Genomic DNA, 18,039 nt, shown 5'->3' on the forward strand with positions numbered 1-18,039 from the left:
TCGATCACCCGGTCAGAGAAGTCGTCGGCGGGGCAGCGGCCCTGTTCGACGGCCTGGACCAGGCGGGTCATTGCGTCGTGGAGTTGACCGGGGGCCCGGTCGGCGGCGGTGGCCACGCATCTGTTCGCCGCGGTATGCAGTCGCGGGTCGGCCAGCCCGATGCGGGCCGCGGTGTCCCAGGCGGTGGCGACGGGTTCGACGGCTTCGGCCGCGATGTCGGCGGCGTCGGCGTCGTCCAGCAGCGCCACCAGGGTGAACACCACCGCGGGCCAGACGTCGTCGGGAACGCTGTCCAGGTAGCGGATCTCCAGCCAGCCGCGCGGGCGCACCGGCGGAAACAGCGTGGTCAGGTGGTAGTCCAGATCGGCGGTGGTGGGACGGCGGCCGCCCAGCAGGGTGCGGCCGTCGGCCCACTCGATGAACGGCACGTAGTGCGTGAGCGGCACGGCGTTAGGGCTGTGCACCAGCATCACCGGCGCCTTCAGCGCGTAGCGCGCCCAGTCGGTGCCCGGATCCTCGCCGCTGGCCGTCAAGATGGGTCCGCACCGCGCGGCGTCCAGCTCGCTCCACACCCGCTGGCGGGTCGACTGCCAGCCGGAGAACTTGGCGCCCAGCAGCGGGGAATTGGCGGCCATCGCGACCATGGTGGGGCCCAGCGCATGCGCCAATCTGACCCGCGCCGCCCAGCCGGGCCGCGGACCGGCGTCGAGGTTGACCTGAATCGAGGCCGTTGACGTCATCATCGCCGCGCCGGCCGCACCGGTGTGGCTGGCGGTGAAGAACTGTTCCATGGCGCGATAACGCAGCCCCGGATTGATGCGCCGGGCCGGCCGTAACGGGTCGGTGCCCAGCAACACCAGCCCCAGGCCGGCCTCGGCGAAGGTCTTCCGCAGCACCCGTTGGTCGCTGCTCATCGCCTCGATTGCCGGCACCACACCGGTTACCGGCGGGCCCGACAATTCCACCGCGCCACCCGGTTCGACAGTGACCACGCTGCCCCCCGGCAACACCGGAAGTGACCCGATCACACCGCTGATTTCGTCCCAGGACGGCCTGCGGCGCGGCTCGACCGGGTCGAAGCAATGCGCCTCGAGCTCCAGGCCCACCCGCCCCAGCACAGCATCGGTCAGGCACGTGTCGGTGAGGTACCGCGCGGCGTCCGACGAACCAGCAAGTTGGCCATCGGCGAGGCAGGTCTGATCCAGCTGCGACGCGACGGCAAACGCCATATTCCCGATCCCTTCGGGCCCGGACCTCGGTCGCGGACCGTTGGTTGCGCGCGGCTATCGCCACGATAGTCGTAGCTTCCATCTTCACCGACGGCACCGACATATTCCCCGGCGTTGGAGCGACGCACCCCGCGTTATTGGCCGAGTGCGTTCTCCATGGCCCCGGCCAGCACGTTTACCGCCGGACCGCCATTGCCCGACTGACAGACCTTGGCTTGCAGCAGCACGTTCTCCCGCAACCGAGTCTGGGTGAAACATCGGCGGTCGGTGCCGGCTTCCTGCTTGGTCCATGCCGCGTCGGTGGCGGTGGCCGGGCCGCCGTCAAAAGACCACACCTCGGTGGTGCCGTTGTCCAGGTGCATTGCGGTGGTCTGTCCGGAGCAGCCGGCGGTGCGGTCGGTGACGCGGTGAAATGCCCGGCCGGCAGCGTCGCCGGTGGCGAAGACACCGACCGCCTGTTTGACGAAGTGGGTCTGGTCGGTGGGCGAGGTCTGCGTTGCGGCGCCGTTGAACGACGCGAGGTCGGGATCGTTATAGACCTCCGGCAGGCCGATGTCTGCCCAGTTGTTGCAGACCGGGTCGTCGACCCAGTACGACTGGAACGGCGCGGTGAACACCGATTCCTCGCGCATCGGCCCGCCGACGATGTTGCCCACCGACCCCTTGCCGAGCACCGCGTAATTCACCACGCCGGGGTCCGACGGACCGGCCGCCACGACCGGGGGCGCGGATGTTACGGCGACCGCCGCCATGGTCATCGCCGCGGCGGTGATCCGCACGCTAGACCTTGGCCGACACGTCAACGTCGACGTTGCCCCGGGTGGCGTTGGAGTACGGGCACACATGGTGAGCCTGATCCATCAAGTCGTCGGCGGTCTTCTGGTCCAGCCCCGGCAGGTTGCCGACGATGTTGCCGGTCAACCCGAAACCGCCCTTGGAGTCTTTGCCGAACCCGACCTGGACGGTGATGGAGGTGGCGTCGTCGAGCTGGATTTTGGCGCTGCGGGCGACCAGGCGCAGCGCGCCGAGGAAGCAGGCGGCGTATCCGGCCGAGAACAGCTGCTCGGGGTTGGTGCCCTCGCCACTGCCGCCCATCGTCGTGGGCGGGCGGGTCTCGAGGTCGAGCCGGCCGTCCGACGACGTCACCTTCCCGTCCCGGCCTCCCCCGGTGGCAGTGGACTCCGCTGTGTAAACGACTTCGATACTCATGGGCTCGATCATGCCAACCGTGCTGACGAAACAGAACCCAGGGCTGTGGTTTTCCGGAAATCACGACCCTGGCTTCTGCTTCGCGAACCGGTCTTAGTGGTTCAGCTTGGCGCGGACGCCCTCCTCTATCAACTTGGCGAGATCGGCGTCGACGTTGCGCCAGTAGTCGAACACCCGCGAGAGCACCGGTTCTTCGACACCTTTGGAGACATGCCCAACGATGTTGTGGACCAAGCGTTCCCGCGCGGCGTCGTCCAAAACATCGCGCACCAACGCGCCCGCCTGACTCCAGTCGTCGTCGTCTTTACGCAGCGTGTACGCGGCGCGGACCATCTCCCCGTCCGCGGCCCAGTGCACCTCGGAAGCACGCGACGGGTCGGCTTTGGGGCCGCCGACCGAGTTCGGTGCGTACACCGGGTCGGACGCGTTGCGGAACCGCATCGCACCGTCTTTGGAGTAACTGTGCACGTCCACCTTCGGCGCGTTGACCGGCAGCTGGTTGTAGTTGGTGCCGATCCGGGCGCGATGCGCGTCGGCATAGGAAAAGCCCCGCGCGAGCAGCATCTTGTCCGGGCTCAACCCGGTTCCGGGCACCACGTTGTTCGGCTCGAACGCCGCTTGCTCCATCTCGGCGTGGTAATCGGAAACGTTGCGGTCCAGCGTGTACCTGCCGACATCGATCAACGGGTAATCGCGGTGCGGCCAGACCTTGGTCAGGTCGAACGGGTTCAGCCGGTAGGTCTTGGCCTCCTCGAACGGCATGATCTGGACCTTCACCGACCAGCTCGGATACTCGCCGCGTTCGATCGCCTGATAGAGGTCGCGCTGGTGGTAGTCGCCGTCGGTTCCGGCCAGCCGGTCGCCCTCCTCCTGGGTGAGGAACTCGACTCCCTGATCGCTCTTGAAGTGGTACTTCACCCAGAAGATCTCGCCGGCGGCGTTGATCCAGCTGTAGGTGTGGCTGGAGTAGCCGTTCATGTGCCGCCAACTCCTCGGCAGGCCTCGGTCACCCATCAGGTACGTCACCTGGTGCGCCGACTCGGGCGAAAGCGTCCAGAAGTCCCACTGCATGTTGTTATCCCGCAGGTTGCTTGCTATGCGGCGTTTCTGTGAGCGGATGAAGTGCTGAAACTTCAGCGGGTCCCGGAAGAAGAACACCGGGGTGTTGTTGCCGACGATGTCGAAGTTGCCCTCCGAGGTGTAGAACTTGAGCGCGTACCCGCGAACGTCGCGCCAGGTGTCTGGGCTGCCCCGCTCGCCGGCCACCGTGGAGAATCGGGCCAGCATCTCCGTCTTGGTGCCGGGCTGGAACACCGCAGCCCGGGTGTACTGGCTGACGTCGGCGGTCACCTCGAAATGACCGAAGGCGCCGCCACCTTTGGCGTGCGGTTGCCGCTCCGGGGTGCGCTCCCGGTTGAACATGGCCATCTGCTCGATCAGGTAGTGGTCTTGCAGCAGGATCGGGCCGTCGGGGCCGATCGTCAACGAGGCGTCGTCACTGGGCGCGGGCGCGCCGGTGTCAGTCGTCGTATAGCGTTCCGTCATCTCGCAATCTCCTCGCTGTCATGGGCTTACCGAAATCGCTTGTCCGCCACGGCAGTTCGCGCAGCTACCCCAGAAGACCACCTCAGCCTCATCCACATCGCAACCGGAGAAATCCGACGGCTCAAGGCAAGGAGCGGCACCGACGACACAGTCGACGTCGGCGACCCCGCCGCAGACCCGGCAGACAAAATGGTGATGGTTGTCGCCGGTGCGGGTCTCATAGAGCGTCGGCGACCCCGCAGGTTCGATCCGACGAATCAGGCCGGCGCCAACACATGCGCGCAACACGTTGTAAACAGCCTGGATGGACACCGAACCCAACACGGCGCGCACCTGCTTGGCGACGTCGTCAGCGGTCGAATGTGGATGGGCGGCAAGCACTTCCAACACGGCGACACGCGGCGCTGTGACCCGCAGCCCGGCTCTCTTGAGTAAAGCGCCGGCCTCATCGTCGTGCGACGCGGAGGTCACGTCCCTCAGTATGCCCCTTTTCTGGAGTAGGTCAAGAAAAGGGCAGCGCCTCCGGATCGGCGCCTATCGGCGCGGCGGCGGGGGGATCGGAGCGGTGGTCGGCGGCGACGGCGGCTGGCCGGGACCCATACCGGGACCCATACCGGGCATCATCGGCCCCATACCGGGACCACCGGGACCGCCCGGGCCCATACCGGGACCGCCTGGCCCCATACCGGGACCGCCGGGGCCCATACCGGGACCGCCGGGGCCCATACCGGGACCGCCGGGGCCCATACCGGGTCCGCCGGGGCCCATGCCGGGTCCGCCGGGAAAGACGAACAGCCACTGGCCGGCCCCGGGCGGCGGTGGCGGTCCGCCGGGCTGGTACATGCCGTGGTGGTGATGGCGATAGTGGCCGTGGCCGGTGACGAAGGCACCGGAGAAGAAGATGACCGCCACCACGAAAACGACGCCGGCGACGATCACCACCCATGCTGCGGTCTGGAAAAGCCGACCGGGCTTAGCCGCGAAGAACGGCGGTGGCGCAGGAGCCGGCGGCGGCGGTGCAGGTGTTTCAGTCATACCTCGATAATGCCGACACGGCGCACGGCTATGGAAGGGGCCGGCGTGAAATGCCGATGAATTACCTGCATTACTGCCAACAGGCGAGCACGCAGATGAACCACACGATCGTCACTGCGATGAACAGGATTCCCGCGACGATGGCAACCCATGCCGCCGCCCGATAGAGCCGGCCGGGGTTTGACGGCGGTGCGGCGACCGCCGGCGGCGGCGTGGCGGGAGCTGGCGGGACCGACGGTTCAGGTGTCTCACTCATACCTCGCATAATGCCTCAGGCCGGCGGCGACCGCAGGTGGCCATCGGCCATGGGATCGCGGCGTGCTCATGACGCTGGGAAGCCCGGCGTCCCAGTGGGACGCCGGGCTTGTGGACGTGGGAATGTGCTACGGACGCGCCGGCGCAGTCGATGGTGCCACGGACTGCGGCGGCTGCCCGGGTCCGGGCGTGACGGCACCCGGACCCCCGCCACCCGGGCCCCGGTTGCCCTTTTGGTACAAGGAGTGGTGATGCCGGTGGTGGTGGTGATGATGGTGGTGATGGCCGTGGTGGGTCAGAATCGCACCGGAGAAGAAGATCACCGACGCGACGAATACGATCCCCGCGACGATCGTTACCCAGGCCGCGAACCGGTAGAGCCAATACGGCTTGGACGGCTGCGAGTCTGATGGCGTTGTGGCGACCGAAGTCCGCCTGGTTGGTGTTTCAGGTGTTTCACTCATGCCGGAATGATGCGGCCCCAACGACTAGTGCCGGCTAGGTCTTGGCTATGAACAAGCTATGAGTCGTCCGGCTTGAACGGGTTGACCGCAAACTGGATCACCCGGTATGGCGCGCGGGCCCGCGGATCGCTGTTGTGCCACTGGCTGACGAATATCCGTAACTCGTCGAGCGTCGAACCGGGGGAGACGTAGCCCCCGTAGGGCTGGGCCAGTCGGTTGTCGTATGGCGGCGGCAGGCTTTCGGCAGGATCGGGCCACTCGTCGTGCTGCACCACCGTGGTAACCGGCGCGGTGCCCAGCGAGGTCGGATCATCAGCGACCCGTACTTCCATGTCGCCGGTGCTGGCGTTGAAATACGACAGCACCGCCTTGCCGTCGATCTGCTGAAAGCTCATCTCACCAACGATGTCGCCCCACAACGGTGTTGGTGGTTTATTCCAGCCGCCGTCGGGCCCGGACGCCCAGCCCTGCCAGCGGGAGCGGTCGGGGAAGTTTTCCGGTGTGGCCCGGTACAGCACCACCGGCCGGCTGCGGTCGAAGTTGTCGGCGACGATATACACCCACCCGCTGGGCGACTCGGCCGTCGGAATCGGGTCGTAGAAGCCGCTGATCTGAGACTGACCGCCGCCCTGGTAGGACTCTTCCCGCACCGACCCCGGCACGGTCTGCCAATATCCGTGCATCGGTTGAGCTTTCACCAGTCGGGAATTCTGCGGCACCAGTTCTTTGGCGTTGGTGACCAGCAGGTAGTTCTGCCGGTTGATCTGCACCACACCGGCCGGCAGCTGCGACACACCCGGCGGTGTCGGGTCGGCCAACAATGGCTCCCCCACCCCGGTGACCCCGGTGTAGCGCACCCCGGTCGGCTCGTCGACCGAGGAAGTGTCCACCCGCAACGCGATCGGCGCATAGGAGCCGCCGAAGCCGACGCCCTGTCCGGGGAAGCTGTCCCCGCACACCTGGAGCACCTCGGTGGGAAACGCCATGAACGCGCACAGGTCGGTGGCGCCGATGCCGTAGTCACGGGTCGGCGTACCGGTGCCCGCGGTTGGACCGATCCGGATCACCTCACCGGGTGCCAGCGGTTGCAGGATCGGCTCGGGCATCGGCGCCGGCGGATCGGCATAGGCCATCGAAACATTTTGCGTGGCAAGCCAACACGCGACCAGCAGCGATAGGCGACTAGCCGGGCTCACCCCAGGGTCACAATTCGGCGGCCAGCAGCTCGGCGATCTGGATCGTGTTCAGCGCCGCGCCCTTACGCAGATTGTCGCCCGCGACGAACAGCACGAGGCCACGCCCGTCCGGCACACCCGGGTCGAGCCGGATCCGGCCGACCAGTGATTCGTCGATACCGGCCGCTGCCAGTGGTGTCGGCACGTCGGCCAGCTTGACACCGGGGGCGCCGTCCAGCAACTCGCGGGCGCGCTCCGGCGAAAGCGGTTGTGCGAACTCGGCGTTGATCGATAAGCAGTGACCGGTGAACACCGGAACCCGCACGCACGTGCCGCTGACCAGCAGGTCGGGAATACCCAAAATCCGGCGGCTTTCGTTGCGCAGCTTCTGATCCTCGTCGGTCTCGCCTGAGCCGTCGTCAACCAGCGATCCGGCCAGCGGCACCACGTTGAACGCGATCGGCGCGACATAGGTCTTCGGCGTGGGGAACGCCAACCCGCCGCCGTCGTGCACCAGCGTCTCGGCGCCGTCGACGACGGCGCGGGCCTGCCCGGCCAGCTCCGCCACTCCGGCCACCCCGCTGCCGGAGACGGCCTGGTAGGTGGACGCCACCAGGCGTACCAGCTGCGCCTCGTCGTGCAGCACCTTGAGCACCGGCATCGCGGCCATCGTGGTGCAGTTCGGGTTGGCGATAATGCCTTTCGGCCGGTTCTTGGCGGCAGCGAAGTTCACTTCGGAGACCACCAGCGGCACGTCGGGATCTTTACGCCATGCCGAGGAGTTGTCGATCACCGTCACCCCGGCGGCGGCGAATCGCGGCGCCTGCACCCGGGACATTGTCGCCCCGGCGGAGAACAGCGCGATGTCCAGCCCTGCCGGGTCGGCCGTTTCGGCGTCCTCGACCTCGATCTCCTGCCCGCGGAACGCCAGCTTGCGACCCTGCGAACGGGCCGACGCGAAAAACCGCACACTGGTCGCCGGAAAGTCGCGGTCGTCGAGCAACGCGCGCATCACCTGGCCCACCTGCCCGGTGGCACCGACTATTCCCAGTGATAGACGATCAGCAGCCATCGCTAACGTCCCGTCCCGGCGTAGACGGTCGCTTGTTCCTCACCGCTCAGCCCGAACGCTTCGTGCAGCGCGACAACGGCCTTGTCCAGCTCGGTGTCGCGGCACAGCACCGAAATCCGGATTTCGGAGGTGGAAATCAGATCGATGTTGACCCCGACCCCCGCCAGCGCCTCGCAGAACGTGGCGGTGACGCCGGGATGGCTACGCATTCCCGCACCGATCAACGACACCTTGCCGATGTGGTCGTCGTAGAGCACCTGCGAAAAGCCGATCTCCTCCTTGAGCGACTCGAGCTTCTCCACCGCGGACGGTCCGTTGTCCCGCGGGCAGGTGAACGTGATGTCGGTCTTGCCGTCCTCGACCTTGGACACGTTCTGCAGCACCATGTCGATGTTGATGTCGGCGTCGGCGACCGCGCGGAATATCTTGGCCGCATAACCCGGAATGTCGGGTATGCCGACGATGGTCACCTTGGCCTCGCTGCGATCATGCGCGACGCCGGTCAGGATGGGGTCTTCCATGGGAATGTCCTTGATCGATCCGGTGACGACGGTACCGGGCTTGTCCGAATACGACGACCGGACGTGCACCGGAATGTTGTAGCGACGGGCGTATTCCACGCAACGCAGCATCAGCACCTTGGCGCCGCAGGCGGCCATTTCGAGCATCTCCTCGAAGGTGACCGTCGACAACCGCCGGGCATTGGACACGATCCGCGGGTCGGCGCTGAAGATGCCGTCGACGTCCGTGTAGATCTCGCAGACGTCGGCGCCCAGCGCCGCGGCCAGCGCGACCGCGGTGGTGTCCGAGCCGCCGCGGCCCAGCGTGGTGACGTTCTTGGTGTCCTGGCTGACGCCCTGGAACCCGGCGACGAGCACGACCTGGCCCTCATCCAGGGCGGCCTGCACCCGGGCGGGGGTGACATCGATGATCTTCGCTTTGCCGTGGGCGCCGGTGGTGATGACCCCGGCCTGCGAGCCGGTGAACGAGCGCGCCTGCGAACCCAGCGATTCGATCGCCATCGCCACCAGCGCGTTGGAGATGCGTTCGCCGGCGGTCAGCAGCATGTCCAGTTCGCGGGCGGGCGGCGCCGGGCACACCTGCTGGGCCAGTTCGAGCAGGCCATCGGTGGTGTCGCCCATCGCCGAGACCACCACGACGATGTCGTTGCCCTGCTTCTTGGTTTCGACGATGCGCTCGGCGACACGACGGATTCGCTCGGCGTCGGCCACCGATGATCCGCCGTACTTCTGCACGACGAGCGCCACTTCGATCCTTTCTGGCCGCTTTCCGGCCCTGCCATCTCAGGTCGACATCAGAATACGTGCGCCGACTGTGCGTGTTTAGACGCGCTTGCAGGCCCGGGCCGACCGAAACCGCTCGCGGCTACGGCAGCGACGGCAGGGTGATCGTCGACGGCAGCGACGGAAGCGTGATCGTCGACGGCAACTTGATCGTCGAGGGCAGGTGGAACTCTCCCGACGTCGAGGTGGTGGTCGCCGGCGCGGACGTGGTTGTCGCCGGCGTCGTCGTCGTTACGGAGGGAGCGCCGCCCTGGTTCCCGGTGAACAGCGCGATGATGCCCCAAATGATCAGCACGACCAGGACCGCGAGGACCACGCTCAACAGCACCACGGGCTTGCGATACCAGGGAGTGGGTGCCACGGTCGCAGATATTAGCAGCCGGCGCCATGGCCGGGTTCGGCCTGCGTTTTGGTAGCGGGGCCGGTCGCGGTAAAGTTCAGATCGTGCAGCGGGTGTTCCTCCTCGGACGCCGCGACGGGGTCTGATCACAGACCGGCTTCCCGTCGCGGGGTTCGCGATGCGCCGGTCTGAAGAAGTTCTGAGGCCGCTACGGGCCTCCCCCACCCACCGGAGCAATCACCGTGACCAGCTTCTCCCCATCGCCGATGGATTCCCCCGACGCGTTCAGATCCGCCCGATCCATCGCAAAACCCACCGGCGCGCCCCACCGCGGCCAGCCCGCGTGGAACACCCAGCGCGGCTCGGCGATGCCGATCAGCCGCTATCGTTCGTTCGCCGAGGAGGTCGAACCCGTCCTGTTGGCGGACCGCAACTGGCCCGACCGGGTGATCGGCAAGGCGCCGATGTGGTGCGCGGTCGACCTGCGCGACGGCAACCAGGCGCTGATCGATCCGATGAGCCCGGCCCGCAAACGCCGCATGTTCGACCTGCTGGTCACGATGGGTTACAAGGAGATCGAGGTCGGGTTCCCGTCGGCCAGCCAAACCGATTTCGACTTCATCCGCGAGATCATCGCGCAGGACGCGATCCCCGACGACGTCACCATCCAGGTGCTGACCCAATGCCGTCCGGAGTTGATCGAGCGAACCTTCACCGCGTGCGAGGGCGCGCCCCGGGCGATCGTGCACTTCTACAATTCGACGTCGATCCTGCAGCGGCACGTGGTGTTCCGCGCCGACCGGTCGGCCGTGCAGAAGATCGCCACCGACGGCGCCCGCAAGTGCGTCGACGAGGCCGCCCGCTATCCCGGCACCCGGTGGCGGTTCGAGTACTCGCCGGAGTCCTACACGGGCACCGAGTTGGAGTACGCCAAGCAGGTGTGCGACGCGGTCGGCGACGTCATTGAACCCACGCCGGATGACCCGATCATCTTCAACCTGCCGGCCACCGTGGAAATGGCCACGGCCAATGTTTACGCCGACTCGATCGAGTGGATGAGCCGGAATTTGAGACGCCGCGATTCGGTGATCCTAAGCCTGCATCCGCACAACGACCGCGGAACTGCCGTTGCCGCAGCCGAATTGGGCTATCAGGCCGGCGCAGACCGGATCGAGGGCTGTCTGTTCGGCAACGGCGAACGCACCGGCAATGTGTGCCTGGTGACGCTGGGGTTGAACCTGTTCTCCCGCGGTGTGGACCCGCAGATCGACTTCTCCAACATCGACGAAATCCGGCGCACCGTTGAGTACTGCAACCAATTGCCGGTGCCCGAGCGCCATCCGTACGGTGGCGACCTCGTCTACACCGCGTTCTCCGGCAGCCACCAGGACGCCATCAACAAGGGGCTGGACGCGATGAAGATCGCGGCCGATGAGGCCGATTCCGACGTCGACGACATGCTCTGGCAGGTGCCCTATCTGCCGATCGACCCGCGTGACGTCGGCCGCACTTATGAGGCGGTGATCCGGGTCAACTCGCAGTCCGGCAAGGGCGGGGTGGCCTACATCATGAAAGCCGACCACGGCCTGGCGCTGCCGCGCCGGCTGCAGATCGAGTTCTCCCAGGCGATCCAGAAGATCAGCGAGGGAGAAGGGGGCGAAGTCAGCCCGAAGGAGATGTGGGACGCGTTCGCCGAGGAGTACCTGGCCCCGGTGCGGCCGCTGGAGCGGATCAAGCAGCGGGTGGATGCCGCTGAGGACGACGGTGGGATCACCAGCATCGTCGCAACGGTCAAGATCAACGGCGTGGACACCGAGATCAGCGGCACCGGCAACGGCCCGCTGGCCGCGTTTGTCGATGCGCTGGGCCATGTCGGATTCGACGTGGCGGTGCTGGATTACTCCGAACACGCGATGAGCGCCGGCGGCGATGCCCAGGCCGCGGCCTATGTGGAAGCTGCGGTGGCCGGCAATGTCGTGTGGGGAGTTGGCATTGCGTCGTCGATCACCATCGCGTCACTGCGCGCCGTCGTATCGGCGGTCAACCGGGCTTCGCGGGGCTAAAAAAGCGCGAACTGCTCGGCAGGGGCGGTGGCGTCGGCGAACTCCTCGATCCCGGTGCCGCCCGTGACGGTGGCGATCCTGTCCATGAACTGTGCGTCGGAGACGAGCGGCACCCCGAGTTCGCGGGCCAGATAGCCCTTGCCCTGTCCTGCCCGGGGCTCGTTGCACACCACCAGCGATGTTTCGCGGTCGACGGTATCGGTGTAGGCCAATCCGGCGTGCAGAATCCGCTCCACCAGCTCCTCGTGGGTGCGTCGCACCTCGGCCGCCAAGGCGACCCGCATGCCCTGTACCAGCGGCCGGCCCCGAACGTAGCGGCCCGGGTTGAGGTACGGGCACGACATCCGCGACGCCAGCATCTTCAGCGGTCGCAACTCGTCGTGGGTGATCCGGCCGTTGGGCCAGCTGCGCCGGGTCACCGGCCGCACCGGCAGCCACACGTCACGATCGCGGGCCCGCTCCAGTGCGGCGGCCAGTACCCGGGTCAGCACCAGCGCGTCGTCGAATGCGTCGTGCGGTCGCTGCTGGGCCACCCCCCAGTGCGCGGCCAGCGTCTCCAGCCGTAGGTTGTCGGTGCCGAGCCCGAGCCGCCGGGCCAGCTCGACCGTGCACATCACGCTGTCGACGGGGAGTTCGGTGTCGGCGATCTCGGCCTCGGCGGCGAGGAATGCGTAGTCGAACGCCACGTTGTGCGCGACCAGCGTGCGGCCGCGCAGCAGCTCCACCACTTCTTCGACGATGTCGGCGAATTGCGGCTGGTCCTCGAGCATGGCGGCGGTCAGACCGTGGACGTGGGTAGGACCCGGGTCGACCCCGGGGTTGAGCAGGCTGACCACGGATTCCTCGATGCGCCCGTCGGCGTCGACGGCCAACGCCGCCAGGCTGATGATCCGCGCCTGACCCGGCCGAAAGCCCGAGGTCTCGACATCGATGACGGCCCATCCCGCGCCCGGTTCACTGGCTGGCCGGCCCCAGACGCTCCCCATAAATGCAGGATGACACGTCGAACCGACATCGCCGGTTCGCTGCGCGTCGTGTCGTGAACTTAACTCGATGAGGGCGACCCGCCGCGCCCGGCGCAAGCGCCGCGCTTGCGATCGCCCTTAACTCGACGAGGGCGACCCGCCGCGCCCGGCGCAAGCGCCGCGCTTGCGATCGCCCTTAAACTGCGCGGGTGATTACCGCCCGAGGACGCCTCGCACTGGCCACCGGAGCCGGCGTGCGGTGGGCATCGCGGGTGACCGGCCGAGGGGCCGGCTCGATGATCGGCGGCTTGGTGGCGATGACGCTGGACCGCTCGATTCTGCGTCAGCTTTCAGCCGGGCGGCGCACGGTGATTGTCACCGGCACCAACGGCAAATCGACGACCACCCGGATGATCGCCGCCGCACTGCGCACCCTCGGCGCAGTCGCCACCAACGCCGAAGGCGCCAACATGGACGCCGGACTGGTGGCGGCGCTGGCCGCCGACCGTAACGCGCCGCTGGCCGCTCTCGAGGTCGACGAGATGCACGTGCCGCACGTAGCGGACGTCACCGACCCCAGTGTTGTTGTTCTACTCAACCTGTCCCGCGACCAGCTGGATCGCGTGGGCGAGATCAACGTGATCGAGCGGACGCTGCGGGCCGGGCTGGCCCGACACCCGAAAACGGTGGTCGTCGCCAACTGCGACGACGTGCTGATGACGTCGGCCGCCTACGACAGCACCGATGTGGTGTGGGTGGCGGCGGGCGGCGGCTGGTCGGCCGACTCGGTGAGCTGCCCGCGCAGCGGCGAAGTGATCGTTCGCGACAAAGAACACTGGTATTCGGCCGGCACGGACTTCAAGCGACCCAGCCCGCACTGGTGGTTCGACGACGAGCGGCTCTATGGGCCCAACGGGTTGGTGTTGCCGATGCGGCCGGCACTGCCCGGGGCGGTGAATCGCGGCAACGCCGCCCAGGCCGTGGCCGCCGCCGTCGCACTGGGGGCCGATCCGGCGGCCGCGGTGGCGGCCGTGTCCGGGGTCGACGAGGTCGCGGGTCGGTACCGGATCGTCCAGGTTGGCGAACACACCGTGCGGATGCTGCTGGCCAAGAATCCGGCCGGGTGGCAGGAGGCGCTGTCGATGGTGGACAAGCACGCCGCCGCGGTCGTTATCTCGGTCAACGGGCGGGTGCCCGACGGGGAGGATCTGTCCTGGCTGTGGGACGTGCGCTTCGAACACTTCGAAGGGGTTCCGGTGGTGGCCGCGGGCGAGCGTGGCACGGATCTGGCGGTGCGGCTCGGGTACGCCGATGTGCGGCACACGCTCGTGCACGACACGGTGGCGGCGATTGCGTCGTGTCCCCCCGGGCGGGTGGAGGTCGTCGCCAACTACACCGCGTTCCTGCAGCTGCAGCGCAGGTTGGAACGCTCACGGTGACGGTCGGCATCGGGCTGGTGCTGCCCGACGTGATGGGCACCTACGGCGACGGCGGCAACGCGCTGGTGCTGAGGCAGCGGCTGCATCTGCGCGGCATCGCCGCGGAGATCGTCGAGATCACGCTGGCCGACCCGGTCCCCGAGGCGTTGGATCTCTACACACTCGGCGGCGCCGAGGACTACGCGCAGCGGCTGGCGACCAGGCATCTCGTCGAGCATCCGGGACTGCAGCGCGCCGCGGCGCGGGGCGCGCCGGTGTTAGCGATCTGCGCGGCCATCCAGATGCTCGGGTGCTGGTATGAGACGTCATCGGGGGAACGCGTCGACGGCGTGGGCCTGCTCGACGTGACGACCTCACCGCAGCAGGTCCGCACCATCGGGGAGGTGGTCAGCAGGCCGCTGCCGGCCGGGCTGGCGGCGCCGTTGACCGGCTTCGAGAACCACCGCGGCGGCACGGTGCTCGGTCCGGCTGCCTCGCCGCTGGGCGTGGTGACGAAGGGGTCCGGCAACCGGGCCGGCGACGGCTTCGATGGCGTCGTACAGGGCAGCGTGATCGCCTCCTACATGCACGGTCCATGCCTGGCACGGAACCCGGAGCTGGCCGATCTGCTGCTGGCGCGGGTGGTGGGCGAGCTCGCGCCGTTGGAGCTGCCCGAGGTGGAGTTGCTGCGCCGAGAACGGCTGCGGGCCTAAGGTCCTCGGCGACACTTAAATGTCTGCGACGACACGCCGACGAGTGTCGCAGTGGTTTAAGTCTGGCGGTATCCCCGACGGGTGAGTGCGTCACATACCCGCTGCACGATGTCGTCGTACCTGTCCCCGGCGATCACCCGGATGACGATCCAGCCGAGCCTTTCCAGCTTGCGCAGCCGCCGCTGGTCCTTCCGGTACTGCCTGGGGTCGCTGCGATGGTGGTCGCCGTCGTACTCGGCCGCGACCTTGTACTTCTCCCATCCCATATCCAGCAGGGCGACCAGCAGCCAGTTCTCATGCACCGGTATCTGGGTCGTCGGCGCAGGCAGCCCCGCCTGGATCAACAACAGCCGCAGCCACGTCTCTTTGGGTGATTCGGCGCCAGGATCGACCAACGGTAAGACGGTCCGTATTCGCCGCAGCCCTCGGGCGCCCGGATAGCGCTTGGCCAGCAACAACACCTCCTCGGTTGAGAACGGAGTGGCCCGCATCAGCGCGTCGAGTCGCGCCACCGCCTCTCCAGTCGGTAGCTGTCGGCCCAGGTCAAATGCTGTCCTCGCTAATGTGGTGACCGGCAGGCCGGCGACACGGGTGAGCTCGTCGTCCTCGACTCGTTGATTGCGGGTGATTACGCCCGCCGGCGGATGTGGGTTACGCCAGATCAACTCGATCGGTTCGTCGTCGTCGATCCAATTCGAGCCATGCAGTGCTGCCGCAGCAAGCCCGGCCAGGACTCCGCGGCGGCCCGACCATAGCCACGCCGCGACCGTCCGCGTTCGCAGCGATGGCGTCTGATAATCCGGCAGGTAAACGTTGGGATAGATCGCACGAAACCCTGCTCGGAGCTGATAGGGCCTCAGCCTGCCCTGCCGTACCGCCTCGCTCCCCACGAACACGTCATCCATGGGCGAACGCTGTCATGGCCGACTGACAAGTTCGCCCAGACTTAATCCACTGCGAGCCACGTCGGCGTGTCTTCGCAACTGGTTAAGTGTCGCGGCGCAGTCGGCGCAAGACCGGTTCAGGCCATCGCGCGGCGGCCAATCAAGGCGCGGCCGAGGGTCAACTCGTCGGCGAACTCCAGATCCCCGCCCATCGGCAACCCGGAGGCGATCCGTGTCACGGTCAACCCGGGGATGTCGCGCAGCATCCGCATCAGATAGGTGGCCGTCGCCTCGCCTTCGGTATTCGGGTCGGTGGCGATGATCACCTCGGTGATGTCCACCCCGTCGACCTGTTCACCGATGCGGTTCAGCAACTCGCGGATCCGCAACTGTTCGGGACCGATCCCGGACAGCGGATCCAACGCGCCGCCCAGCACGTGGTAGCGGCCGCGGAATTCCCGCGTGCGCTCCACAGCCTGGATGTCTTTAGGCTCCTCGACGACACACACCAGCGAGCCGTCGCGGCGCGAGTCCGCGCAGATCCGGCAGCGCTCCTCGTCGGAGACGTTGCCGCAGACCGCGCAGAACCGCACGCCGTCGCGCACCTTGGCCAGCACCACGGTGAGACGGTCGATATCGGCCGGTTCGACCGACAACAGGTGGAAGGCGATGCGCTGCGCGCTCTTCGGCCCGATACCCGGCAGCTTGCCGAGCTCGTCGATCAGATCCTGGACAGGTCCCTCAAACATCTCGGTCCAAGTCAGGACCCCGGCGTGCCCAGCGCGTTACCCATCCCGCCGGCCAACGGGCCCAGTTGCTCCTGCGCCATCGCGGTGACCTGCTTGGACGCGTCGGCCAGCGCACCGACGATCAGATCCTGCAGGGTCTCGACGTCATCCGGGTCGACGACCTTGGGGTCGATCTTGACCGCCACCACCTCGCCGTTGCCCTTGACGATGACCTCCACCAGACCGCCGCCGGCCTTGCCGTGCACCTCGGAGTCGGCGAGGCGCTGCTGGGCGGCCATCAACTGTTGTTGCATCTGCTGCGCCTGCGCGAGCAACACCGACATGTCGGGCTGGCCTTCGGGTTGCATGACAATCCCCTTGCGTCTTGATCTCGAGTTGGTTTCGCGGCGGTTCGAAACTTTAAGCGTAGACGGCCCCGAGCTACGGTGACGCCGTGCGCGTATCAGTTTGCCTCTGTGTCGGGATCGCGACTGTGTTCATGATTGCCCCGACGCCAGCGGCCGCAGTCCCGGCCAGTATCGCCGGGATGACCGTGTTCCTCGACCCCGGTCACAACGGTGCCAACGACGCATCCATCAGCCGGCAGGTGCCCACCGGCCGCGGTGGCACCAAGGACTGCCAGGCCAGCGGAACGTCAACTAACGACGGCTACCCGGAGCACACCTTCACCTGGGACACCACACTGCGCATTCGCGCGGCGCTCAACGCGTTGGGCGCCCGGACGGCCATGTCTCGCGGCAACGACAACGCGGTGGGCCCCTGCGTAGACCAGCGCGCCGAGATGGCCAACGCGCTGCGCCCCAATGCGATTGTGTCCATCCACGCCGACGGCGGCCCGCCCACCGGGCGGGGATTCCACGTCAACTACTCGGCGCCACCGCTCAACCAGGTGCAGGCCGGCCCGTCGGTACAGCTCGCCCGGATCATGCGCGACCAGCTGCAGGCCTCCGGCATTCCGCCGGCCAATTACATCGGCCAGGACGGACTGTACGGGCGCTCGGACCTGGCCGGGCTGAATCTGGCCCAGTATCCGGCGGTCCTCGTCGAGCTGGGCAACATGAAGAACCCGGCCGACTCGGCGCTGATGGAGACACCCGCGGGCCGACAGAAGTACGCCGACGCCGTGGTCCGCGGTATCGCGGGTTTCCTGGGCGGCCAGGCCCAGACCCCGAACAGTTAGCGCTCCAGTTCGTTCTTCAGGTTGGCCAGCACCTCGGCCTGGATTTTCTTCAGCCCCAGCGGTGCAAACGTCTTCTCGAAGAATCCCTTGACCCCGCCGGCGCCGGTCCACGTGGTCCTGACGGTGACGCTGCAACCGGGGCCGGCCGGCGCCACCGTCCAGTTGGTGACCATCGTCGAGTTGGCGTCCTTCTCGATGACGGCATGGCCGGCGACGTCGACACTGGCCTGCACGTCGCGAACCCGGGATTTGGTGGCCTGCAGCTTCCACTTGGCGACCGTGCCCTGTCCCTGACCGCCCTGCAGTACCTGGTAGTCGCGGTAGTGCTCGGACAAGATTTTCGGGCGGACGTTCTGGTAGTCGGCCACCGCAGCCAGGACGGCCTCGGGCTGGGCATTGATCAAGATCGTGCTCGCTGCGCTGACCTGTCCCATCAGGT

The 18,039-nt window shown here is 67.3% G+C and carries 21 protein-coding genes; 5 read left to right on the forward strand and 16 right to left on the reverse strand.

The features are described 5' to 3' along the window. The 7 genes from egtA to ACRDTL_RS04380 form a co-directional block, all read right to left on the reverse strand. Positions 1–1,229, reverse strand: a 1,229-nt coding sequence (gene egtA / locus ACRDTL_RS04350; RefSeq protein ID WP_431505492.1) for an ergothioneine biosynthesis glutamate--cysteine ligase EgtA, incomplete at its 3' end; no start/stop codon positions are given. A gap of 134 nt (positions 1,230–1,363) precedes the next feature. After that, positions 1,364–2,008, reverse strand: a complete 645-nt coding sequence (locus tag ACRDTL_RS04355) for a sensor domain-containing protein (RefSeq protein WP_431505493.1) — start codon at positions 2,006–2,008, stop codon at positions 1,364–1,366. Between the two features lies 1 nt (position 2,009). Then, the gene (locus ACRDTL_RS04360) at positions 2,010–2,438 is read right to left on the reverse strand and encodes an organic hydroperoxide resistance protein (RefSeq protein WP_431505494.1); all 429 of its coding nucleotides are present in this window, start codon (positions 2,436–2,438) and stop codon (positions 2,010–2,012) included. A 93-nt stretch (positions 2,439–2,531) separates the two neighbouring features. Continuing rightward, on the reverse strand, positions 2,532–3,983 hold the full coding sequence (locus ACRDTL_RS04365) for a catalase (RefSeq protein ID WP_431505495.1): 1,452 nt from the start codon (positions 3,981–3,983) through the stop codon (positions 2,532–2,534). Positions 3,984–4,001: 18 nt separating this feature from the next. Further along, positions 4,002–4,454 carry a Fur family transcriptional regulator gene (locus tag ACRDTL_RS04370; RefSeq protein ID WP_431505496.1) on the reverse strand — a complete coding sequence of 151 codons (453 nt, stop codon included), beginning with the start codon at positions 4,452–4,454 and terminating at the stop codon, positions 4,002–4,004. Between the two features lie 63 nt (positions 4,455–4,517). Further along, positions 4,518–5,018 carry a hypothetical protein gene (locus tag ACRDTL_RS04375; RefSeq protein ID WP_431505497.1) on the reverse strand — a complete coding sequence of 167 codons (501 nt, stop codon included), beginning with the start codon at positions 5,016–5,018 and terminating at the stop codon, positions 4,518–4,520. 70 nt (positions 5,019–5,088) lie between these two features. Continuing rightward, a complete protein-coding gene (locus ACRDTL_RS04380; RefSeq protein ID WP_431505498.1) occupies positions 5,089–5,274 on the reverse strand; it encodes a hypothetical protein in 186 nt (61 codons plus the stop codon). A 250-nt stretch (positions 5,275–5,524) separates the two neighbouring features. On the opposite strand from ACRDTL_RS04380, the gene ACRDTL_RS04385 reads away from it, so the two are divergent. Further along, the gene (locus ACRDTL_RS04385; RefSeq protein WP_431505499.1) at positions 5,525–5,683 is read left to right on the forward strand and encodes a hypothetical protein; all 159 of its coding nucleotides are present in this window, start codon (positions 5,525–5,527) and stop codon (positions 5,681–5,683) included. 110 nt (positions 5,684–5,793) lie between these two features. Here the strand turns inward: ACRDTL_RS04385 and ACRDTL_RS04390 are convergent, their stop codons facing one another. The 4 genes from ACRDTL_RS04390 to ACRDTL_RS04405 all read right to left on the reverse strand — a co-directional run bounded on the left by ACRDTL_RS04390 (position 5,794) and on the right by ACRDTL_RS04405 (position 9,649). Beyond that, on the reverse strand, positions 5,794–6,870 hold the full coding sequence (locus tag ACRDTL_RS04390; RefSeq protein ID WP_431505500.1) for a DUF4185 domain-containing protein: 1,077 nt from the start codon (positions 6,868–6,870) through the stop codon (positions 5,794–5,796). A gap of 70 nt (positions 6,871–6,940) precedes the next feature. Further along, on the reverse strand, positions 6,941–7,984 hold the full coding sequence (locus ACRDTL_RS04395) for an aspartate-semialdehyde dehydrogenase (RefSeq protein ID WP_431505501.1): 1,044 nt from the start codon (positions 7,982–7,984) through the stop codon (positions 6,941–6,943). Between the two features lie 2 nt (positions 7,985–7,986). After that, entirely contained in the window at positions 7,987–9,252 is a 1,266-nt protein-coding gene (locus tag ACRDTL_RS04400; RefSeq protein ID WP_431505502.1) for an aspartate kinase, read from the reverse strand. Positions 9,253–9,370: 118 nt separating this feature from the next. Beyond that, positions 9,371–9,649, reverse strand: a complete 279-nt coding sequence (locus ACRDTL_RS04405; protein WP_431505503.1) for a hypothetical protein — start codon at positions 9,647–9,649, stop codon at positions 9,371–9,373. A gap of 245 nt (positions 9,650–9,894) precedes the next feature. On the opposite strand from ACRDTL_RS04405, the gene leuA reads away from it, so the two are divergent. Beyond that, entirely contained in the window at positions 9,895–11,691 is a 1,797-nt protein-coding gene (gene leuA / locus ACRDTL_RS04410; RefSeq protein WP_431505520.1) for a 2-isopropylmalate synthase, read from the forward strand. On the opposite strand, the gene ACRDTL_RS04415 is transcribed toward leuA, so the two are convergent. Continuing rightward, positions 11,688–12,677 carry a DEDDh family exonuclease gene (locus ACRDTL_RS04415; protein ID WP_431505504.1) on the reverse strand — a complete coding sequence of 330 codons (990 nt, stop codon included), beginning with the start codon at positions 12,675–12,677 and terminating at the stop codon, positions 11,688–11,690. The two genes, leuA and ACRDTL_RS04415, sit on opposite strands and share 4 nt — an antisense overlap. Positions 12,678–12,865: 188 nt before the next feature. On the opposite strand from ACRDTL_RS04415, the gene ACRDTL_RS04420 reads away from it, so the two are divergent. Continuing rightward, the gene (locus ACRDTL_RS04420) at positions 12,866–14,095 is read left to right on the forward strand and encodes a MurT ligase domain-containing protein (RefSeq protein WP_431505505.1); all 1,230 of its coding nucleotides are present in this window, start codon (positions 12,866–12,868) and stop codon (positions 14,093–14,095) included. Then, positions 14,092–14,787 (forward strand): type 1 glutamine amidotransferase, encoded by a 696-nt coding sequence (locus ACRDTL_RS04425; RefSeq protein WP_431505506.1) that lies wholly within the window; start codon positions 14,092–14,094, stop codon positions 14,785–14,787. Before ACRDTL_RS04420 ends, ACRDTL_RS04425 begins: the two co-directional genes overlap by 4 nt. A 56-nt stretch (positions 14,788–14,843) precedes the next feature. Here the strand turns inward: ACRDTL_RS04425 and ACRDTL_RS04430 are convergent, their stop codons facing one another. The 3 genes from ACRDTL_RS04430 to ACRDTL_RS04440 all read right to left on the reverse strand — a co-directional run bounded on the left by ACRDTL_RS04430 (position 14,844) and on the right by ACRDTL_RS04440 (position 16,767). Next, positions 14,844–15,692 carry a hypothetical protein gene (locus ACRDTL_RS04430; RefSeq protein ID WP_431505507.1) on the reverse strand — a complete coding sequence of 283 codons (849 nt, stop codon included), beginning with the start codon at positions 15,690–15,692 and terminating at the stop codon, positions 14,844–14,846. A gap of 116 nt (positions 15,693–15,808) precedes the next feature. Next, complete coding sequence (recR, locus tag ACRDTL_RS04435) at positions 15,809–16,420, reverse strand: recombination mediator RecR (RefSeq protein ID WP_431505508.1); 612 nt, start codon at positions 16,418–16,420, stop codon at positions 15,809–15,811. A gap of 11 nt (positions 16,421–16,431) precedes the next feature. Continuing rightward, entirely contained in the window at positions 16,432–16,767 is a 336-nt protein-coding gene (locus ACRDTL_RS04440) for a YbaB/EbfC family nucleoid-associated protein (protein ID WP_431505509.1), read from the reverse strand. Between the two features lie 131 nt (positions 16,768–16,898). Here ACRDTL_RS04440 and ACRDTL_RS04445 point away from each other — a divergent pair, with 131 nt between their 5' ends. Continuing rightward, on the forward strand, positions 16,899–17,600 hold the full coding sequence (locus ACRDTL_RS04445) for an Rv3717 family N-acetylmuramoyl-L-alanine amidase (protein ID WP_431505510.1): 702 nt from the start codon (positions 16,899–16,901) through the stop codon (positions 17,598–17,600). Here the strand turns inward: ACRDTL_RS04445 and ACRDTL_RS04450 are convergent. After that, complete coding sequence (locus ACRDTL_RS04450) at positions 17,597–18,034, reverse strand: SRPBCC family protein (RefSeq protein WP_431505511.1); 438 nt, start codon at positions 18,032–18,034, stop codon at positions 17,597–17,599. The genes ACRDTL_RS04445 and ACRDTL_RS04450 overlap by 4 nt on opposite strands. Positions 18,035–18,039 lie beyond the last annotated feature (5 nt).

Origin of the sequence: Mycobacterium sp. (assembly GCF_050700595.1) — a bacterium.
Lineage (GTDB): Bacteria > Actinomycetota > Actinomycetes > Mycobacteriales > Mycobacteriaceae > Mycobacterium.